Genomic DNA, 18,612 nt, shown 5'->3' on the forward strand with positions numbered 1-18,612 from the left:
CTTCATATTTTTAAAGAACATTTCGAAACATTTCGTTGTTTCGAGGGATGTGCATTCTAAGCATTCCCGATTTTTTGTCAACACTTAATTTTGAATTTCTTTAGAAGAAGTTTCGAACTTAAGTTTTACTTGACGCTAACTCGTTGCTGCTTTGCTTTTCAGCGTGGCGCCCCGTGTCAGTGGGGTCGCATTATAGGGCGATCCGATTTTAGTGCAACCCTTTTTTTAAAGAAAATTGCGAAAAAACGTTTGTTCGAGCAAAAATAAAGCGAAACGCTTATTTTTGACACTTTTGCTTATCTTTTTGCAGTTTTTTCGTACTAGAGTTTTACAATTCAACACTCTACACTAGTGACACAAGACACGAGAGATGAGTAATCTAGACATGCTTAGAAGTTATAAAGGTAAATCCCCGCGCTTAGCACAAGGCGTTTATATTGATGAATCATCCGTTTTGGTCGGTGATATAGAAATTGGCGAAGACAGCAGCGTTTGGCCATTGGTTGCAGCCAGAGGCGATGTGAACTACATCAAGATAGGGAAACGAACCAATGTTCAAGATGGCAGCGTACTGCATTTAACAAGAAAAAGCGCGTCAGTACCTGACGGTTACCCGCTTATTATTGGTGATGATGTGACTGTTGGTCATAAAGTCATGTTGCATGGTTGCAAACTTGGTAATCGTATTCTCGTTGGTATGGGTGCAATTATTATGGACAACGTCACCATAGGTGATGACGTTATTATTGGTGGTGGTGCACTTGTCCCGCCTAATAAAAATCTTGAGTCCGGTTTTTTATATGTCGGTAGTCCGGTAAAACAAGCCAGACCCCTCACCGAACAAGAACTACAATTTTTAAAAGTGTCCGCCCAAAATTACGTGGAACTCAAAGATGAATATTTAGAGGAAAGCTAAGCTTATCTCTCCCGCCTCATTAAACGCTTCATCCTCTATTAATTGCTCAGCCTGCATTTCATAATCGAATTGGTGCTGAGCAAAGTGTGCTATTGCAGCTTCCTGCCCAAGCTTAGTTGCAATTTTACAGCGGATGAGCTGACCACTGGCCATCGCCGTAAACGTTAACTCTCCCTGTTGATAACTGATGTCATCATTAAACAGTATTGCTTGGTTCATATTTACCCTCTAATAAGTCTAAATGTTTCGGACGTATCAGGTCTCACCCCTCGCCATTGGTAAAATGCTTCAGCGGCCTGCTCAACTAACATACCTATGCCATCAATCAATTGCGTTTGTTGATTATGTTGCGCCACCCAGTCTAAGAAACTTGTTTGCTGGTCGCTGTAGAACATATCGTAGGCAACTAAGCAGGATGTAATAACAGTAGGGCTAACATCTGGCACTTGCCCTGTGATGCTCGATGAGGTGGAATTAATCACAATATCGAAACCAATGTCGGGGGTATTGTTTAAGCCACACCCTGTAACCTCTCCATACGAGGCAAATTGCTCTGCTAGTTGCAATGCCTTTGACTCAGTACGGTTGGTCACGACGATCCGTTTTGCTCCGGCCTGGAGGAGCGGATAGATACAACCTTTGGCGGCGCCACCTGCACCAATCAATAGTACGTTAGCTCCCTCAAGTTTAGTTTGGTGTTTCATGAGATCTCGTACCAGACCTGCACCATCAGTATTATCGCCTGTAATACTGCCATCTTGCTGTTTGATTAGGGTATTGACGGCACCAGCGAGCTTAGCTCGTTCGGTGAGGGTATCTGCAAAGACAAATGCCTGCTCTTTAAAAGGTAAAGTCACATTCGCACCACAACCACCTTGGGCAAAAAATGTCGATGCAGTTTGAATAAAGGCATCTTCTGGTGCCAAAATAGCCTCGTATTCTAATTGCTGCTGGCATTGCTGTGCGAATTGCGTATGGATTGCTGGCGATTTAGAATGTTTTATCGGATTACCGAATACCGCGTATTTGTCCATCGTTATAAGAGCGCCTTGAAAGAGTCATTATGAAGCAGTTAATTAAACGTATCTTTAATAAAGATGCAACCGTAGAACAAACAAATAGTGCCCCCACGCCAGAAAAAACACCTTATGAAATCATTGGTGGAGAACAAGGCGCCCGCGATCTTGCCAACCGCTTTTACGATATTATGGCAACCGACCCCTATGCAAAGCCGCTTTACGATATGCATCCACAACCATTAGATAGGATCAGACAGGTATTTTTTGAATTTCTTTCTGGTTGGTTAGGCGGGCCCGATTTATTTGCAGAGAAATATGGTCACCCACGCCTAAGAATGCGCCATATGCCCTTCCCTATCGACCAAGATTTACGGGATCAGTGGATGCACTGCATGAATAAAGCATTAGACTTAGAGGTAGGAAACCCATTATTAAGAGAAGGATTAAGGCAGTCCCTCGCTCAGCTTGCGACACATATGATTAATCAAGAATAAAACTAAAGTATTAGTTAATTAAAATTACACGACTATTTTGCGCTAGGTCAAGTCCCGTTCTTGAGTAGAGATGCATAATCACTGTTCTAATTGTGTACAGGTGCGATGCGTGTGAAATCTATTCAACATAAAATTTATGCGTTACTGGCAGTGACGGGCGTGCTCGTCTTGATTGCCAGTATCCTTAGTAGCAGCAGTCAACAAAAGACGCTCGCTGAAGAAACCGTCGAAAGTAATATTAAGCTACTGGCAGATAATTACTTTGACTCTATCAATACTATGATGCTGACCGGCACCATGGCAAACCGTGAAATTCTGAGTGATAAAATTCGCAATCATCCAAATATCGAAGATGCGCATATTATCCGCTCCGAGCAAGTTAATAAGCTTTACGGTCCAGGTAATGCAAATCAAGCACCTAACTCTGAGGCTGAATTTGATGCATTGAACGGGAAAGAAACCTTAGTTATTGAACAGCGCGACGGTAGTCGCATCATGACTTATTTAAAGCCGATGGTGGCCAAAGAAAGCTATAAAGGAACAAATTGCTTAGGTTGTCATCAGGCAAAGGAAGGCGATGTGCTCGGCGTTGTGCGGATCAGCTACTCTTTGGATGATATTGATAATACGGTACACACTAATACGTGGTTTAGCACTGCGCTTCTCTCAGCTATCTTTATTACCACCTTTGTAATTTTAGGCGTACTTTTCAGGAAGCTCTTTATAGTACGACTAAAAACGCTAGGCCGGACCATGCGCCTCGCAACGACGAACAAAGACTTATCATTACGAATAGACGACCAAGTCGATGACGAGCTTGGACGTTTGGCGATTAACTTCAATAAAATGATGGATAGCTTTAAAGACAATATTGCGCAGTTATCCAACTCTTCAAAAATACTTATTCACTCAGCAGAATCTATATATGCTTCAGCGGAAACTACCGAGCTGGCCATTCAAGAGCAAAAACAAGGGACGGACTCTGTTGCAGCCGCAATTAATGAGCTTGAAAGCTCTTCAAGTGAAGTAAAAAATACCACCCACTTTGCATCAGAAAAGTCGGATAGCAGCAATCACCTCGCAGAGGAAAGCATGGCTGTTGCTAATCATACAGAGCAAAGTATCAACCAATTAGCACAAGATGTAAGACAAGCTGCAGAGCAAGTTTCTCAGCTTCAAGCACAAACACTAGAAGTGGGTAAAGTACTCGAAGTGATCAGTAGTATCGCGGAGCAAACCAACCTCTTAGCGCTCAATGCAGCAATAGAGGCCGCGCGCGCCGGGGAAGCAGGAAGAGGGTTTGCGGTTGTTGCGGACGAAGTCAGAACACTTGCGACACGAACACATGACTCAACCGATGAAATCAAACGTACTATCGATAAGCTACAGTCCGAGGCACAGCAAACCGTGGCAGCAATGAGTGCTTCTTGCGAAGAAGCAGATGACCGCGCACATCAGGTCAAGAAAGTGGCACAAGCGCTTAAAGACATCTCGACACAGATGCACGAAATTAATGCCTTAAACCTGCAAATTGCCGATGCCACTGAGCAGCAAAACCTGGCCGCTGAAGAAATCAATCGTAGCGTAGTGGCGATTAGCGATAATGCTGAGCGCTCGCTAGTTGATGCCCATGGCTCTAAACAGATCAGTGAAGAGTTGCTCACCCTTGCGCGCGATTTGGATGAGCAAGTGCGCGGATTTAAATTAAACTAAGTGAACCGCTAAAAGTAAAAAAGGAGCCGAGGCTCCTTTTTTACTCTATTATATCGCCAGCCAATTCTTTGGCGTAAGATAATTATACAACTCAGCTTCTTTCGATCCTGGCTCTGGCTGGAAGTCATACTCCCAACGTGCCAAAGGTGGCATCGACATTAAAATAGACTCGGTACGTCCACCTGTTTGTAGGCCAAACAATGTGCCTCTATCCCATACCAGATTAAATTCAACGTAACGGCCTCGGCGATATAGCTGGAATTGACGTTCTTGTTCGCTGTACGGTGTATCTTTGCGTTTTTCAATAATAGGTAGATAAGCATCAAGGAAGCCATTACCAACAGCTTGCATAAATGCAAAGCTCTTTTCAAAGCCCCACTGGTTTAAGTCATCAAAGAATAAACCACCCACACCTCGAGTCTCATCTCGATGTTTTAAATAGAAATATTCATCACACCACTTTTTGTAGTCACCGTATACCGCGTCACCAAATGGTGCGCACAAATCCTTTGCAACTTGGTGCCAGTGCTTCACATCATCAAGAACTGGATAAAATGGGGTTAAATCAAAACCGCCACCAAACCACCAAATCGGCTCTTCACCTTCTTTCTCAGCAATGAAAAAACGCACATTGGCGTGGCTAGTTGGAATATTGGGATTCTTCGGGTGGATCACTAAAGATACCCCACAGGCATGGAAGCTTCTGCCTGCTAACTCTGGACGGTGTGCCGTCGCTGAGGCTGGCATGGAAGCGCCAAAAACATGTGAATAGTTTACCCCGCCTTGCTCAATAACATCGCCATTACGGATCACGCGAGTGCGACCGCCACCACCTTCAGCACGCTCCCAGGCATCTTCAACAAACTGGGCGTTACCATCGGCAGCCTCTAAGCCTTGGCAAATATTATCTTGTAGTTGTAATAAAAAGGCTTTTACGGTCTCTAGGTTTATTTTACTCATGGTACTTTTTATCCTCGGATCACTTGGCCAGTCATTGCATTTTTAATGACGCTTGGGGTCGTATTACCGCCTAACTCACCTTCAACATAATAGCCAACTTGCGAGCCAAACTGGCTACGAGCTTCCGACAACGAAACAACAGGAGTTTGACCTGTTACATTAGCACTGGTAGATACAATCGGCTTACCAAAGCGTTGACACAATTGCTTTACAATGGGATGGCTAGTAACACGAATAGCGATAGTATCGTGCCCCCCTATTAACCAATGCGGTGTACTGGCTTTCGCTGGCAATAACCAAGTAATGGCGCCTGGCCATGACGAAAAAATATCAGCGCGCTTATCCATCGGGATTTTATTGTCATCCACGTAGGGCAAACATTGACCATAATTGTCGGCGATTAAGATTAACCCTTTTTCTATGGGTCGAGATTTGATTGTTAGTAACTTAGTGACCGCATCTTGGTTATCAGGATCACAACCTAAACCATAAATGGCTTCCGTTGGATAACAGATCACTTCGCCAGCTTGAAGTGCCGACTCGGGCGTTGTTATTGTCGCAGCATCCGCTTTATTGTCATTACTCACGGTATTTCCACTATCTTTTGACATGATTTCTGCGGGCATTGTAGCACAGCTTTACCCGCTCGGGTTTTCTCCACCAGCACGGGCCAATGACACTCAGGGCAAGCCTGCTCTACAGGCTTGGCGTTCAAGGTATACTTACAACTTGGATAAGTGTCACAACTATAAAAGTGTTTACCAAACTTATTTTTACGCTGAATTAGGTTGCCTTTTTGGCATTTTGGACACGCTGGTAACGCCGCTGTGGGTGGCGCATCTTCATGACCAATATAGTGGCAATCAGGATACCCGGTACAGCCAATAAACATGCCATAGCGGCCATTTTTTATCACTAAATCTTTGCCGCACTCAGGACAAGCCACATCTTCTAGTACTTTAATTACATGACTATCATGATGTGCGAGTGGGCGAATATAAGCACAAGTAGGGTAGCTAGCGCAGCCAATAAATGGACCATTTTTACTGTTTTTGATTACCAGCTCAGAGCCACATTCTGGGCATACTTCATACTCTTTTTCTAATGCATGTTTGTCTGCATTAAATAATGCATGGTCTATTTTACTCATCGCTTTACCACCGCCCCCTTGTGCAAGTATGCGCCTAATATAATAGCCTCGTTTTTAGGGTCAAGGAAATGATGGAAATTCCCCCTTGCAAGTATTTGATATCAGTGTTTTCAACTAAGCAGGAACATTATTTGAAAGGCGGTAAGCTGAGGTCAGAACCTCAACTTACCGAAGGAAACTTGTCATGCTAGAGCAGAGTTAATGAACTACAGATGCAGGCTCGGTAAAAATCAGATCTTCCATCTGCGCATAAGCATGTTCTTTACCCGGCACATTAAATAGCACCATTAGTATCACCCATTTTAAATCATCTAGGCTGATGTAGGTTTTATCCAATGCGAATAAACGATCCATCACCATTTCTCTGGTGGTACTGTCAATCACTCCGACTTGTTCCACAAACATTAAAAAACCACGGCTCTCAACGTCTAGCATATTGCATTCGCTATCGGTGTAGATCCGTGTCGCATGATCCGGTTTAGCATTTAAATAGGGGTTTTCGTCACTGTGTTGTAAATCTGCAAGTTGCTCAAGCCAATCAAGTGCTTTGTATATTTCGCCTTGATTAAAGCCAGCGCGAAGGAGTTCATCGGTGAGTTCGTTTTGTTCGACAAAGATTTCTGCCTCACTGTGAATATAGTTCTCAAATAAATACATTAAAATATCAAACATCTTCTTAACCCCTCGCGAGTTTTATGTAGCCGTCGAGTACACGCTCTACTTTATCTTCGAGTTCTAGGTCCAATAGTCTGGCAATCACCTGCTCTACTGGCCACTGGGTCCTTTGCGTTAAAGTGTCGACTGACGTCACCTCAAAGCCAAGGTTTTCTAATACGGGACATTGCTCCTCTTTTTGCTCCCCTATTTCTATACTATATAGACTGTTTTCACAAAAAAAGCTCACTTCTTCCAAAATATCCTCAATATTTTCGGTGAGTTTTGCCCCTTGCTTAATCAAGTAATGACAACCGCTACTTAATCGATTTTTAATTGAGCCTGGGATCGCAAACACTTCTTTGTTTTGCTCCAGTGCATAGCGTGCGGTAATCAGCGAGCCACTTTTTACTTCGGCTTCAACCAACAAAACACCCAAAGATAAACCCGAGATTATGCGATTACGCCGCGGAAAGTGATTACTATTTGCTTGAGTGTTTGGTAAGAATTCACTCACTACCAAACCATGCTGTACGATGTCCTCATAAAGCCGTTGATGGCGTTTGGGGTAAACAACATCAACACCTGTCCCTAGCACGGCAATGGTTTCTCCTTGAACATCAAGTGCACCTTGGTGCGCTGCGCCATCAATCCCTCTTGCCATACCCGACGTCACCACCAACCCCGAGCGACTTAAGCCCTGTGCAAATTCATGTGCAAGCCCAAGCCCAGTTCTCGTTGAACTGCGACTACCAACAATCGCAATTTGCGGTTGTTTTAATAACGCAATATTCCCTCTGCAAAATAGCACTAAGGGTGGGTTACAGATCTCTTTTAGTTGCTCGGGATATTCAGGAGAAAACAAAGATACAACATCAATTTGCTGACGTTGACAGTAAGCCAATATGTGATCGATACGAGACCAATCTGTGCTCGCTAAGTTGGCAGCAACATTTTCTTGTAGCCCAAGCATACAAAGCTCAACCTGACTTAATGTGAATAATTGCGTAAGGGGGACTTGATTAAGTAATGCGGTGATGGTTTTGATACCCAGTCCTTGGCACAGGGTTAATGCCAAAGCTTGAGCTAGTTTAGCTTGTTTCATACTCTCTCCTTGAGTTTACTGACTCACTCAAGGAGAAATTCTACCGCTTAATTACTGGCAGTTTCCTTGAATGCTTGTACATGATCACCAACGCGGATCGGCTCCGAAGTTTCAACAACCATAGCGTAGCTTAAGTCTTCATACACTTTAAAGACCATCAGCTCACCGACTTTTTCCTTTGGCATATGCCATACTACGCTGTCGTCATCGTTTTCCTCACCAAACCAAGATCCCATTTCGGTGATCAGTTTGTCGAGTCGTGATGCATCTTCAATATAGCGCGGACCGTGCTGGCTTTCTATAACTGTAGGCGATTGCCTTACGATATCAAGGACATGTCCCTCTTTTAGCTGTGCTTTACTCCCCACATCCAACACCACTACACTCATGGTACTAAACTCTCTGAGCTTATTATCGCTCGCAATAATACGGCCCAAAGTTTGTTGCTCAGGGCGAGACATAGAAAACTGTGCCGGAAAACTTTGTCCTGTAGATATGGGTAGTACAATATCCCCGGCCCTAACCTCTTGTTTGGCAACTTCTAACTGTAGCTTTGCTGGACGCCCCGCCACGATATCTCCCTGCTCAACCACATGGCCTGAACCAACTAACACGGCTTCCAAGCCAAGCAGTTGTTGGCTGTCTAAGGTACGGTAGCTTTCACCACGACGATAGATGGCATAGTGCCCGCCTTTTACTAAATCAGCTTTAACGTACAAAAGATGACCCGGAGTCGCATTTTTAATATTACGGTTAGCCCCGAGAACAATTGGGCTATCAGAAAATTCCGACTCAGAAAGCGCTTGCTCAAAACGCAAAAAAGGTTCCATGATAGGGAGTGGCAACGTAGGAATAGCAGCCGCTTTTTGGTTAACAATACGCGTATGCGGCGACAGTTTCTTCACACCCTTGTCTAACACCAGCATAGGATTACCATTTTCATCGTAGAGTAGCTTAAGACTATCTCCTGGATAAATTAGATCTGGGTTTTGAATACTAGGGTTCCACTGCCACAATTGCTTCCACTTCCATGGAGAACGTAAGTACATTTTTGAAATATCCCACAAGGTATCGCCTTTTTTCACCACATAACGCTGCGGCGCATCTGCTTTTACAGACAAAGTGTCCGCCTTCACAGAGAAAACTGAGCAGCCAGCGAGTATTAATGCAGCAATCGGATATTTCATGATGGCTTCCTTGTGGTTATTTTTGGTTATTATCCACCAAAACCTGTTAAAGGGGAACTTGAATGGCTAAAATAAGACCATACACTAGCTTACAACAGCTTACACGATAAATTGATTTAGGGTAATCATGGCCATATTAGAAGTTTTAAAGTTCCCAGATGAGCGTTTACGCACTGTCGCACAGCCTGTAGTTGAGGTTAATGACGAAGTACGTCAAATAGTTAAAGACATGCTGGAAACGATGTACGATGAAAATGGTATCGGCCTTGCGGCTACGCAAGTGGATATTCATCAGCGAATCGTCGTTATTGACGTTTCTGAAGAGCGCGATGAACCGCGCGTATTAATCAACCCAGAAATAACCAAACGCGATGGTTCTACTGTGAGTGAAGAAGGCTGCTTGTCAGTGCCATATTCATACGCAAAAGTAGATCGCGCTGAAACCGTCACGGTAAAGGCAACAAACGAACATGGTGAAACGTATGAATTAGACGCAGATGGTTTGCTTGCTGTTTGTATTCAACACGAATTAGACCACTTAGTTGGTAAGCTATTTATCGATTACCTATCGCCACTAAAGCGTGATCGTATTCGTAAGAAGCTTGAAAAAGAAGCTAAGCTCGCTGCAAAGCAAGCTTAACCAATCTCCAACTAACTGACTTTAGGGTATTTCGTGAGTAATCCTTTGCGTATCGTTTTCGCAGGCACGCCTGACTTTGCAGCGCGCCACCTTGACGCACTTATTCAATCACAACATGACGTCGTGGCAGTGTACTGCCCACCCGACCGCCCAGCAGGACGCGGGAAAAAGCTCAAAGCATGTGAAGTAAAAGTGCTAGCACAAGAACACAACCTGCCAGTGCTACAACCGCAATCATTAAAAACACCGGAAGCACAGGCAGAACTAGCTGCGCTTGATGCCGATGTCATGATTGTTGTTGCCTACGGAGTATTATTACCAAAAGCCATTTTAGATACTCCTCGACTTGGCTGCCTGAATGTTCATGGCTCAATTTTACCGCGATGGCGAGGCGCAGCGCCTATTCAGCGTGCTATTTGGGCTGGCGACAATGAAACTGGCGTAACGATCATGCAAATGGACGAGGGCCTAGATACCGGTGATATGTTGCACATCGCCCGCTGCCCTATTACAGCTACTGATACCAGTGCAGATCTCTACAACAAGCTTGCTGAACTTGGCCCTGACGCGCTTATTGATACGCTAGCACGCTTATCTGCGGGCGAGATCACGCCAGAAAAGCAAGACGATACACTAGCGAATTATGCTAAGAAGCTAAGCAAAGAAGAAGCCGACATTGACTGGCAGATGGAAGCTGCGCAAATTGAACGTAACATCCGCGCATTTAATCCATGGCCGGTTTGCTTTACCAATATGGCAGGTAACAGCGTCAAGATTTGGCAGGCGAAGGTAGTTGACGAACAAGGTGATGCAGGACATGTGCTACGTGCGGACAAGCACGGTATCGTAATTGCCTGTGGCACACAGGCATTGGAAATTCACACCTTACAACCACAAGGTAAAAAGCCCATGTCTGCACAAGACTTTTTGAATGGTCGAGCCGACTGGGTAGCAATTGGTGCTAAGGTTGGTGACGCGTGAGTAATGTACGCGCACTCGCTGCCCAAACCCTATTTCAAGTCGTCGATAAAGGCGCGTCGTTAAGTGCTCAATTACCACTTGCCACCAGCCAGTTAGACGGTAAAGACAAAGCCCTGCTACAGCAAATTTGCTACGGCGTATTAAGATATTTGCCTTCACTTGAACACTATTGCCAGCAGTTACTTGAGCAACCGCTTAAAGGTAAACGCCGTGTTTTCCAGTTTTTGTTGTATGTGGGTATTTACCAACTACAACATATGCGCGTACCAGCTCATGCTGCAGTAGCCGAAACGGTAAACGCACTTACGCCACTAAGAGCGCCCGGCATGAAGGGCTTAGTTAATGCAATTTTACGCAGCTTCCAACGTCATCAGGTCGAACTAGAAACCAGTGCTGCCGAAATCCCTGCTTGTTTATACAACCACCCGGGCTGGTTTATCAATCAACTAAAAACCGCTTACCCAACTCAATGGCAAGCTATTTTAGAAGCGAATCAACAACAAGCACCAATGTGGCTACGTGTAAACCAATCGCAATTCTCTACCGCCGATTACGCAGCTCTGCTAGACCAAGAAGGGGTAGCCTATCAGCTTCATAGTGAATATCCAGACGGGATCTTGCTTGATAGCCCGATTGATGTTTATGCGCTACCACAATTTGCCGCTGGCGCTTGCTCAGTACAAGACGCCGCCGCCCAAAAAGCCGCAAGATTATTAGCGCCACAATCAGGTGAAAATATTCTTGATGCTTGTGCCGCTCCAGGCGGTAAGACTTGCCATATCTTGGAGTTAGCTGACGCCAAAGTGACTGCAATTGACGCTGATGGTGATCGCTTGCAACGTGTAGAGCAAAACCTTGAACGGATCAGATTGTCGGCCAAATGTCTTGAGGGCGATGCAAGTGACCCTGAAACATGGTGGGATGGCGAGCAATATGATCGCATCTTATTGGATGTACCTTGCTCTGCAACTGGCGTTATTAGAAGACACCCGGACATCAAATGGCTAAGACGCGCTTCTGATATTGATAACTTGGTGACGTTACAGGCACAAATTATTGATAAAATCTGGCCATTGCTTAAGCCCGGTGGCACACTAGTTTATGCTACCTGCTCGGTACTGCCGCAAGAGAACCAGCAACAGATCGCACGCTTTCTTTCTGTGACCCCTGATGCGACGCTTATACCTTTGCATGATGCAGACACACAAACACAACCAGGCTTGCAGCTATTACCCGGATTGAGTGATGGGTTTTACTACGCAAAGTTGACAAAACAATAATAGAAAATCGACCGTAACCAATATGAAAATCATCATCTTAGGCGCCGGCCAAGTCGGCGGGACACTGGCAGAAAACCTCGTCGGTGAAGAAAATGAAATTACCGTTGTCGACATCGATGGCGAGCGCTTAAGAGAGCTGCAAGACAAATACGATCTACAGGGGGTCACTGGCCACAGTGCTCACCCTGAGATCTTACGTCAAGCAGGTGCTGAAGACGCCGACATGATAATTGCCGTAACCAGCTCAGATGAAGTCAATATGATTGCGTGTCAGGTTGCCTATAGTATTTTCAATACGCCGACCAAAATTGCGCGGATCCGCTCTGAGCAATACTTAAAGTACAAAGAAAAGTTGTTTCACAATGACGACTTACCGGTCGATCATTACATCGCACCGGAGCAGCTAGTAACGCAATATATCCGCAGGCTAATAGATTATCCAGGCGCTTTGCAGGTGCTGCAATTTGCCGAGGGCATGCTGTCACTCGTGGCGGTTAAGGCTTATTACGGCGGTTTACTCGTTGGCTATGCACTTTCTGCATTAAAAGAGCATATTCCAAACGTCGACACCCGTGTTGCCGCTATTTATCGTCAGGGCAAAGCCATCAAACCACTCGGCACCACTGTAATTGAAGCCGATGATGAAGTCTTCTTTATCGCCGCAACCAAGCATATTCGTGCGGTCATGAACGAGCTACAAAAGCTTGAACGCTCTTACAAGAAAATTATGATTGCCGGTGGCGGTAACATAGGTGCGGGATTGGCCAGTTCATTAGACAAGAACCATAGCGTTAAGCTTATTGAACGCAATCAAGCTCGTGCCACGCAATTGTCTGAAACGCTCGATAATACGGTGGTTTTTTGTGGCGATGCCTCAGACCAAGAGCTGCTATCAGAAGAACATATAGAGCAAGTAGATGTGTTCATCGCGGTGACGAACGACGACGAAGCCAACATTATGGCTGCGATGCTTGCAAAACGTATGGGCGTACAAAAGACCATGGCGCTTATTCAACGTGGTGCCTATGTCGACCTCGTGCAAGGTGGCGACATTGATATTGCTATCTCGCCACAGCAAGCGACTATCTCAGCGCTACTAACCCATGTTCGCCGTGGTGATATCGTTAACGTGTATTCATTGCGTAAAGGTGCTGCAGAGGCCATTGAAGCTGTCGCACATGGTGATGAAAACACTTCTAAGGTTGTCGGTCGTGCAATTCGAGATATTAAATTACCACCGGGCGCGACTATTGGTGCCATTGTCCGTGATGAAGATGTACTGATCGCACATGACGATACCATTATTCTCTCTGGTGACCATGTGATCATGTTCCTGATCGACAAAAAGCAAATCGGTGTTGTGGAAAAACTCTTCCAAGTAAGCGCTTTATTCGTTTAAAGCGCCCTAGGTATCTTGTTGATCTTGAAAAATAGACAAATCGATTAGGTAATCTTTTAATACACTACGGATTATGTCCGGAGCTGAGGTTAAGTGAATACCTAAAGAGACGATTTTATCATGACTCTTTATGCGCCGAATATCGCCCTCTAGCGTGATCTGATTCCCTTCTTTTCCTTCAATGAAAACCTCACATTTCAGCCCCTCTTCCATATGCTCGGCATCAATCGACGTTAAGTCTAGCTGTAAACCAGCAAGTGAAATGTCTTTTATCACCCCAACATCTTTACTGCCATGGCAGTGAAATTTTGCGGGAATTAAGGTTGGCACACGGTTTTGCGAGCGGAGTTTGTAGGTTTGTACTTTTTCGGGTAAATAAAGAAAAATAAGCCGCGCGGGATGGACTGAAACCGCTTTTATTTGCGATTTGAATGCAATGACTTGGCCATCGCCATTCTCGAGCAAAGCTCGGACGATAACCGAAGTCCCTTCCATCACAAAGTCCAGCGCCGCGCCTAATCGCTTAGGGTTGGGATGGTTAAGAATTAAAAATGCCCCTTGGAGCATACCGACGTATTCTGTTTTTACTCTTTTGCTATTTGCCGGTAAACAAATTTCTAAGTCAACAATACTTCCAGCGCTGATAGCGGTGAGCAAAGTATCCTGCCCAACCTCCTGAGTTTTTAACATGGATCCAACCCTTCCTGAGTTTACTCTACTACTTTTTTATTGTAGCAGTTTTAGCGGAAGGCTATTTAAAACTGAATTCAGATTAATTACAACTCTTCGACTACCAACAATACCTAAAAAGGGGTCAATCACTTTACTAAAAAATGGCTTTTTAGCATTAATGCGCCATCTCTTAGGGTCATCATTCTGCTTTGTACTTCAAGTGAACTTTGTGGCAATGCTAGCTCTTCTGCTTCAATAAATAACATCATAGGTTCGCTATTGCGCTTAGCAACAAATAATATACCCGAGACATCACGCTTGAATAAACAGCCCACTCCCTCAGTCTCAAAATCATCGATAATTGCTGGTATCTGGCGCTTTTGCCAGAGCTCATTTTCTGAGATCACTTGAACAACGAAACGTGCACCGCTCTCACAGCCAACTTGATGAAATAAGTCATAGCTCTGGGCACGACCTAATGTAAGCTGATTAAGCTGCAAGTAACCGACTTCATCGATTAAGCTATTCAACTGTATTACGCTTCGTTCTATAAGCTGCATACCTAAACCCTGCTCATGGCTAGCAGCAAATCCCTTTATCACTTTAAATCCTTTATCTGAAAAGCGTGTGGCAAGCAATATCGTCGCCTCCAAGTTAAATCGTTGTAAAAATATTGACACTTGAAAACCCCGAAAATCCGAGTTTTTGAAATTTTTTATTAACTTTTTCTTTGCGAAGTTCAAAAATAAAATGACAATTTGTCACTAGAGTGGCAGAAATGAGGTAATGACACAGTCAGTTGTAGGCTCTCAGCAAAGGAGCCCACAACTTAAGCACAGCTACCCACGCCAGAAGGTAGGAGTAAATAAGACTAACAGCGTGAAGATCTCTAAGCGACCAAAGACCATTGCAAGCGTAAGGATCCACTTTGCGGTATCACTAATATCACCATAATGCGCCGCAACGTCTCCCAACCCAGGTCCCAAGTTGTTTAGACAAGCCGCAGTTGCTGAAAACGCAGTAATGTTATCGAGTCCGGTCCCCAGCAATGCAATCATAATAATCACAAATACCAGAGCATAGGCCGAAAAGAATCCCCACACAGCCTCAACCACTTTATCTGGTAGTGCCTTTCGACCCAATTTTATCGAGTATATAGCACGCGGATGCACTAAACGATTAAGCTCACGGATCCCCTGTAAATAGAGCAAGAAGACACGTACAACCTTCATACCACCACCCGTAGAGCCAGCACAGCCTCCAATGAAGCTGGAGAAAATCAAGAGAATAGGTAAAAACAGCGGCCAGGTTGAGAAGCTATCGGTCGCAAAGCCCGCGGTAGTACTAATTGACACAGCCTGAAACATCGCTTGATCTAAGGTCTCATCACCCGTTTCATAGACATTGTTTGACGACAATACCGCAAAACAAATCACCACCAACGCTAACTGGATAAACAGAAAGACTTTAAACTCAGGATCTCGCAAATAGGCTTTAATATTGCGACTCGATACCGCAGCATAATGTAGCGAGAAGTTAATGGCAGCAATCAACAAGAAGACGACACAAATAACATTAATAAATGGATTATCGAAGTAACCCATAGAAGCATCATAGGTTGAGAAGCCACCGATGGCTATCGTGGCAAACGCATGACAGATAGCATCAAACCAATTCATTCCTGCTATCCAATAAGCCAGCGTACAAGCCGCCGTTAGAGACACATAGATATACCAAAGGTGCTTGGCGGTATCGGCAATACGCGGTGTCATTTTTGAGTCTTTAACTGGACCTGGTGTTTCAGCACGATATAACTGCATGCCACCAACTCCAAGCATAGGAAGAACGGCTACGGCCAATACAATGATCCCCATACCACCAAGCCACTGCAACTGCTGGCGATAGAATAATACCGCTTTAGGTAAATGTTCTATGCCCGTCAAGACCGTAGCCCCTGTAGTTGTCAGCCCAGAAAAAGCTTCAAACACGGCATCTGCTAGAGATAGATTCGGTTTATCTAAGAAAATAAGCGGCAATGATGCAAACGACCCCAGTACCAGCCAGAATAAAACAACGATTAAGAAGCCCTCTCTGGCTTTAAGATCGCCGTTTTCCTTGCGGTTTGGGTAGTACGCAAACAAACCCATTAGCACACTAAAAATGAAAGCTAAAACAAAAGGTACACCACCACCATCTTTATATATCAAAGATACAATGGCTGGTGGCACCATAGTGATACTAAATAGAGCGACTAACTGCCCGAGTATTTTTATTATGGTACGAAATTGCATTTTGTACGCTGCGCTTTTTGTTATTTAACCAGAGGTTAATTAGTGAATGTAAAGAAGTAGAGCCTACTCCTTGAGTTGCTTAAATAATACAACACCATTGGTTAATTCATAAATAGCATCAATGATTTGTTGTGTTTCACGACTATCTACTGCTATTTGCCAAGTAATATTAGCAGCGTATTCTTTATCTAAATTTAGCACTGTAAACTGACTTTGTAATAGCTGCTCTATCACACCTTGAAGATGGTAATCACTGTGGCCAACAATAATAGAAGCCGGTACCTTTTTAGTCGTGCTTAGCTGTGCTAGCGCGTTATTAAGCGTACCACCATAGGCTCTGACCAATCCCCCAGTGCCGAGCTTAATACCACCGAAATAGCGCGTCGTCACCGCAGTGATCTCACCAATCCCTGATCCCATCAGCACATTTAGCATTGGCTTACCAGCCGTCCCGTTAGGCTCGCCATCATCAGAAAACCCTAGTACATGGCTGCCACCAGGGGGCCCAGCTATATGTGCCCAACAATTGTGTCTTGCATCGGGATACGCGTCATTAATCTGCTTTATAAACGCTTTAGCATCTTCGATGGTTGGCGTGTGGGCCAAATGCACGATAAACGTGCTTTTCTTAATTTCCTCATGATGACTCAGTGACTCACTCGGAATGAAATATTCAGACATAATGTTCCAAACTAAAAGGGAGCCAATCGGCCCCCAAATATACTTACTTTTAGCGCTAGAAATCAGCTTACTCGAGGCCGAAATCTCGCGTCATATTTTCTAGTCTATCTTCATGCACAATGATGTTATCTTCAATACGGATACCACCGTAAGGCTTCAGTGCATCAACTTTATCCCAATTGATATACTGTTTGTTTTCTGTTTGCGCCAAGTCTTCCAACAATGAATCGATGAAGTATAACCCTGGCTCAATAGTGAACACCTGATTAGCCTCTATCTTACGAGTACAACGCAAGAACGGGTGACCTTCAGGTGGTGCTTGGTGCGTACCGGCTTCATCAGCCATGAATCCGCCCATATCGTGTACCTGTAAACCAATATGGTGACCGAGACCATGAGGGAAGAAAGTGGAAGAAATCCCCTTCTCGACGATGGCCTGAGCATCAAGCTTAACAATACCAAAGTCACTCAGCACTTGCGCCACGCGATTATGACAATCGATATGCAGCTCACCGTATAGTTTGCCCGGTTGCAATGCTTTGCCCAACTCAATTTGGTGATCGTTCATGACTTTCACCAACTCGGCAAATTCGCCTTGTTTAGCAAAATCATAAGTACGGGTAATATCTGACGCATAACCGTTAAAGTTTGCACCGGCATCAATCAAAAATGACAAGTGCTTACTCGGCGCTTTACGCTCAAAATGGGTGTAGTGCAAAATCGCACAATTTTCATTCAGGGCGACAATATTGCCATATGGCGTATCGTTTTCCATATGCTGAGTTGCATTAAGATAAGCTTGTTGAATTTCAAACTCGGAGCCACCAGCAAAGAAGGCATCGCGCGCCGCCATGTGGCCAAGCACACCAAGACGGCTTGCTTCACGTAAACATGCCATTTCATACTGAGTTTTATATGCACGATGATAATGCAAGAAGTTCATCACTGGCTCTGGATTCACTTGAGTAAAGCCAAGCGCTTGTGCAACCTCTAAATATTCACCGATATAGGCATAGTTTGCTTTGTCGTATGGCAGTAACTGTTCAACCTGATCTGGCTTAACCAGCAGTTGAATATCAAAATACTCTGCCCAAAAATCTCTTGGCTCATCAGGCACTTTATGCCAAAAATCAACCGGACGATAAAAAATGAGTTTCGGCTTGTCACTGCCATTGACCACAATCCAGCAATGCGGATTATCGATAACAGGCAACCAAGCTTTAAATTGCGGGTTAACTTTAAACGGATAGTACATATCATCAAGGAATTGACGCTTTGCTTGCCCCGAATGGATCACAAGTCCATCCAGTCCTTCTCTTTCTACTATCGTTCTTGTACGCTGTTGCAACGTGGCAATATGCTCTGCGTATAAATTTGCTAACTTATCCATGGTGTACCCATTTTCAAAAATTCACATACTATCGAGTCTATCATAGCTGCTACCTAAAAACGACGAACTGAGTCTAAGCA

The 18,612-nt window shown here is 44.4% G+C and carries 20 protein-coding genes; 7 read left to right on the forward strand and 13 right to left on the reverse strand.

The annotated features are described in order from the left end of the window. Window positions 1–370 precede the first annotated feature (370 nt). On the forward strand, window positions 371–916 hold the full coding sequence (locus BB427_RS16215; RefSeq protein ID WP_069021905.1) for a gamma carbonic anhydrase family protein: 546 nt from the start codon (window positions 371–373) through the stop codon (window positions 914–916). Here BB427_RS16215 and BB427_RS16220 read toward each other — a convergent pair. Both BB427_RS16220 and aroE read right to left on the reverse strand, forming a co-directional pair. Beyond that, window positions 902–1,135 carry a DUF1488 family protein gene (locus tag BB427_RS16220; protein WP_069021907.1) on the reverse strand — a complete coding sequence of 78 codons (234 nt, stop codon included), beginning with the start codon at window positions 1,133–1,135 and terminating at the stop codon, window positions 902–904. The genes BB427_RS16215 and BB427_RS16220 overlap by 15 nt on opposite strands. Window positions 1,136–1,137: 2 nt before the next feature. After that, window positions 1,138–1,950 (reverse strand): shikimate dehydrogenase, encoded by an 813-nt coding sequence (gene aroE, locus BB427_RS16225; protein ID WP_069021909.1) that lies wholly within the window; start codon window positions 1,948–1,950, stop codon window positions 1,138–1,140. Window positions 1,951–1,979: 29 nt separating this feature from the next. On the opposite strand from aroE, the gene BB427_RS16230 reads away from it, so the two are divergent. Together BB427_RS16230 and BB427_RS16235 are read left to right on the forward strand one after the other, a co-directional pair. Next, window positions 1,980–2,429: a group II truncated hemoglobin gene (locus tag BB427_RS16230; protein ID WP_010379482.1), complete on the forward strand. Its 450-nt coding sequence runs from the start codon at window positions 1,980–1,982 to the stop codon at window positions 2,427–2,429. A gap of 105 nt (window positions 2,430–2,534) precedes the next feature. After that, window positions 2,535–4,142, forward strand: a complete 1,608-nt coding sequence (locus BB427_RS16235; protein ID WP_069021911.1) for a methyl-accepting chemotaxis protein — start codon at window positions 2,535–2,537, stop codon at window positions 4,140–4,142. A 48-nt stretch (window positions 4,143–4,190) separates the two neighbouring features. Here BB427_RS16235 and hemF read toward each other — a convergent pair whose 3' ends face one another. The 6 genes from hemF to BB427_RS16265 form a co-directional block, all read right to left on the reverse strand. Next, the gene (gene hemF, locus BB427_RS16240) at window positions 4,191–5,102 is read right to left on the reverse strand and encodes an oxygen-dependent coproporphyrinogen oxidase (RefSeq protein ID WP_069021913.1); all 912 of its coding nucleotides are present in this window, start codon (window positions 5,100–5,102) and stop codon (window positions 4,191–4,193) included. An 8-nt stretch (window positions 5,103–5,110) separates the two neighbouring features. After that, the gene (locus BB427_RS16245; protein ID WP_069021915.1) at window positions 5,111–5,689 is read right to left on the reverse strand and encodes an L-threonylcarbamoyladenylate synthase; all 579 of its coding nucleotides are present in this window, start codon (window positions 5,687–5,689) and stop codon (window positions 5,111–5,113) included. Continuing rightward, window positions 5,686–6,252: a DNA topoisomerase family protein gene (locus tag BB427_RS16250; protein ID WP_045988486.1), complete on the reverse strand. Its 567-nt coding sequence runs from the start codon at window positions 6,250–6,252 to the stop codon at window positions 5,686–5,688. The genes BB427_RS16245 and BB427_RS16250 overlap by 4 nt, the downstream gene beginning before the upstream one ends. A gap of 198 nt (window positions 6,253–6,450) precedes the next feature. Further along, window positions 6,451–6,924 (reverse strand): DUF494 family protein, encoded by a 474-nt coding sequence (locus BB427_RS16255; RefSeq protein ID WP_010376797.1) that lies wholly within the window; start codon window positions 6,922–6,924, stop codon window positions 6,451–6,453. Between the two features lie 4 nt (window positions 6,925–6,928). Continuing rightward, on the reverse strand, window positions 6,929–8,011 hold the full coding sequence (dprA, locus tag BB427_RS16260; RefSeq protein WP_069021917.1) for a DNA-processing protein DprA: 1,083 nt from the start codon (window positions 8,009–8,011) through the stop codon (window positions 6,929–6,931). Window positions 8,012–8,058: 47 nt separating this feature from the next. Continuing rightward, window positions 8,059–9,198: a LysM peptidoglycan-binding domain-containing protein gene (locus BB427_RS16265; protein WP_069021919.1), complete on the reverse strand. Its 1,140-nt coding sequence runs from the start codon at window positions 9,196–9,198 to the stop codon at window positions 8,059–8,061. 127 nt (window positions 9,199–9,325) lie between these two features. On the opposite strand from BB427_RS16265, the gene def reads away from it, so the two are divergent. The 4 genes from def to trkA are packed head-to-tail and all read left to right on the forward strand — an operon-like array spanning window position 9,326 to window position 13,498. After that, window positions 9,326–9,838 carry a peptide deformylase gene (gene def / locus BB427_RS16270; RefSeq protein WP_069021921.1) on the forward strand — a complete coding sequence of 171 codons (513 nt, stop codon included), beginning with the start codon at window positions 9,326–9,328 and terminating at the stop codon, window positions 9,836–9,838. A gap of 33 nt (window positions 9,839–9,871) precedes the next feature. Next, the gene (gene fmt / locus BB427_RS16275) at window positions 9,872–10,819 is read left to right on the forward strand and encodes a methionyl-tRNA formyltransferase (RefSeq protein WP_069021923.1); all 948 of its coding nucleotides are present in this window, start codon (window positions 9,872–9,874) and stop codon (window positions 10,817–10,819) included. Next, window positions 10,816–12,099 (forward strand): 16S rRNA (cytosine(967)-C(5))-methyltransferase RsmB, encoded by a 1,284-nt coding sequence (gene rsmB / locus BB427_RS16280; protein WP_069021925.1) that lies wholly within the window; start codon window positions 10,816–10,818, stop codon window positions 12,097–12,099. The genes fmt and rsmB overlap by 4 nt, the downstream gene beginning before the upstream one ends. A 22-nt stretch (window positions 12,100–12,121) precedes the next feature. Then, window positions 12,122–13,498: a Trk system potassium transporter TrkA gene (gene trkA, locus BB427_RS16285; RefSeq protein WP_017218519.1), complete on the forward strand. Its 1,377-nt coding sequence runs from the start codon at window positions 12,122–12,124 to the stop codon at window positions 13,496–13,498. Window positions 13,499–13,504: 6 nt separating this feature from the next. Here trkA and BB427_RS16290 read toward each other — a convergent pair whose 3' ends face one another. The 5 genes from BB427_RS16290 to pepQ all read right to left on the reverse strand — a co-directional run bounded on the left by BB427_RS16290 (window position 13,505) and on the right by pepQ (window position 18,532). After that, the gene (locus BB427_RS16290) at window positions 13,505–14,188 is read right to left on the reverse strand and encodes a flagellar brake domain-containing protein (protein WP_039493118.1); all 684 of its coding nucleotides are present in this window, start codon (window positions 14,186–14,188) and stop codon (window positions 13,505–13,507) included. Between the two features lie 128 nt (window positions 14,189–14,316). Continuing rightward, on the reverse strand, window positions 14,317–14,850 hold the full coding sequence (locus BB427_RS16295; protein ID WP_239360173.1) for a hypothetical protein: 534 nt from the start codon (window positions 14,848–14,850) through the stop codon (window positions 14,317–14,319). Window positions 14,851–15,009: 159 nt separating this feature from the next. Further along, window positions 15,010–16,461, reverse strand: a complete 1,452-nt coding sequence (locus BB427_RS16300) for a TrkH family potassium uptake protein (RefSeq protein WP_010376815.1) — start codon at window positions 16,459–16,461, stop codon at window positions 15,010–15,012. A gap of 63 nt (window positions 16,462–16,524) precedes the next feature. Beyond that, complete coding sequence (locus BB427_RS16305) at window positions 16,525–17,142, reverse strand: YigZ family protein (RefSeq protein ID WP_039493122.1); 618 nt, start codon at window positions 17,140–17,142, stop codon at window positions 16,525–16,527. A 67-nt stretch (window positions 17,143–17,209) separates the two neighbouring features. Further along, complete coding sequence (pepQ, locus tag BB427_RS16310; RefSeq protein ID WP_010376819.1) at window positions 17,210–18,532, reverse strand: Xaa-Pro dipeptidase; 1,323 nt, start codon at window positions 18,530–18,532, stop codon at window positions 17,210–17,212. Between the last annotated feature and the right edge of the window lie 80 nt (window positions 18,533–18,612).

The organism is Pseudoalteromonas sp. BMB, from assembly GCF_001709235.1.
Classification (GTDB): Bacteria; Pseudomonadota; Gammaproteobacteria; order Enterobacterales; family Alteromonadaceae; genus Pseudoalteromonas; species Pseudoalteromonas maricaloris.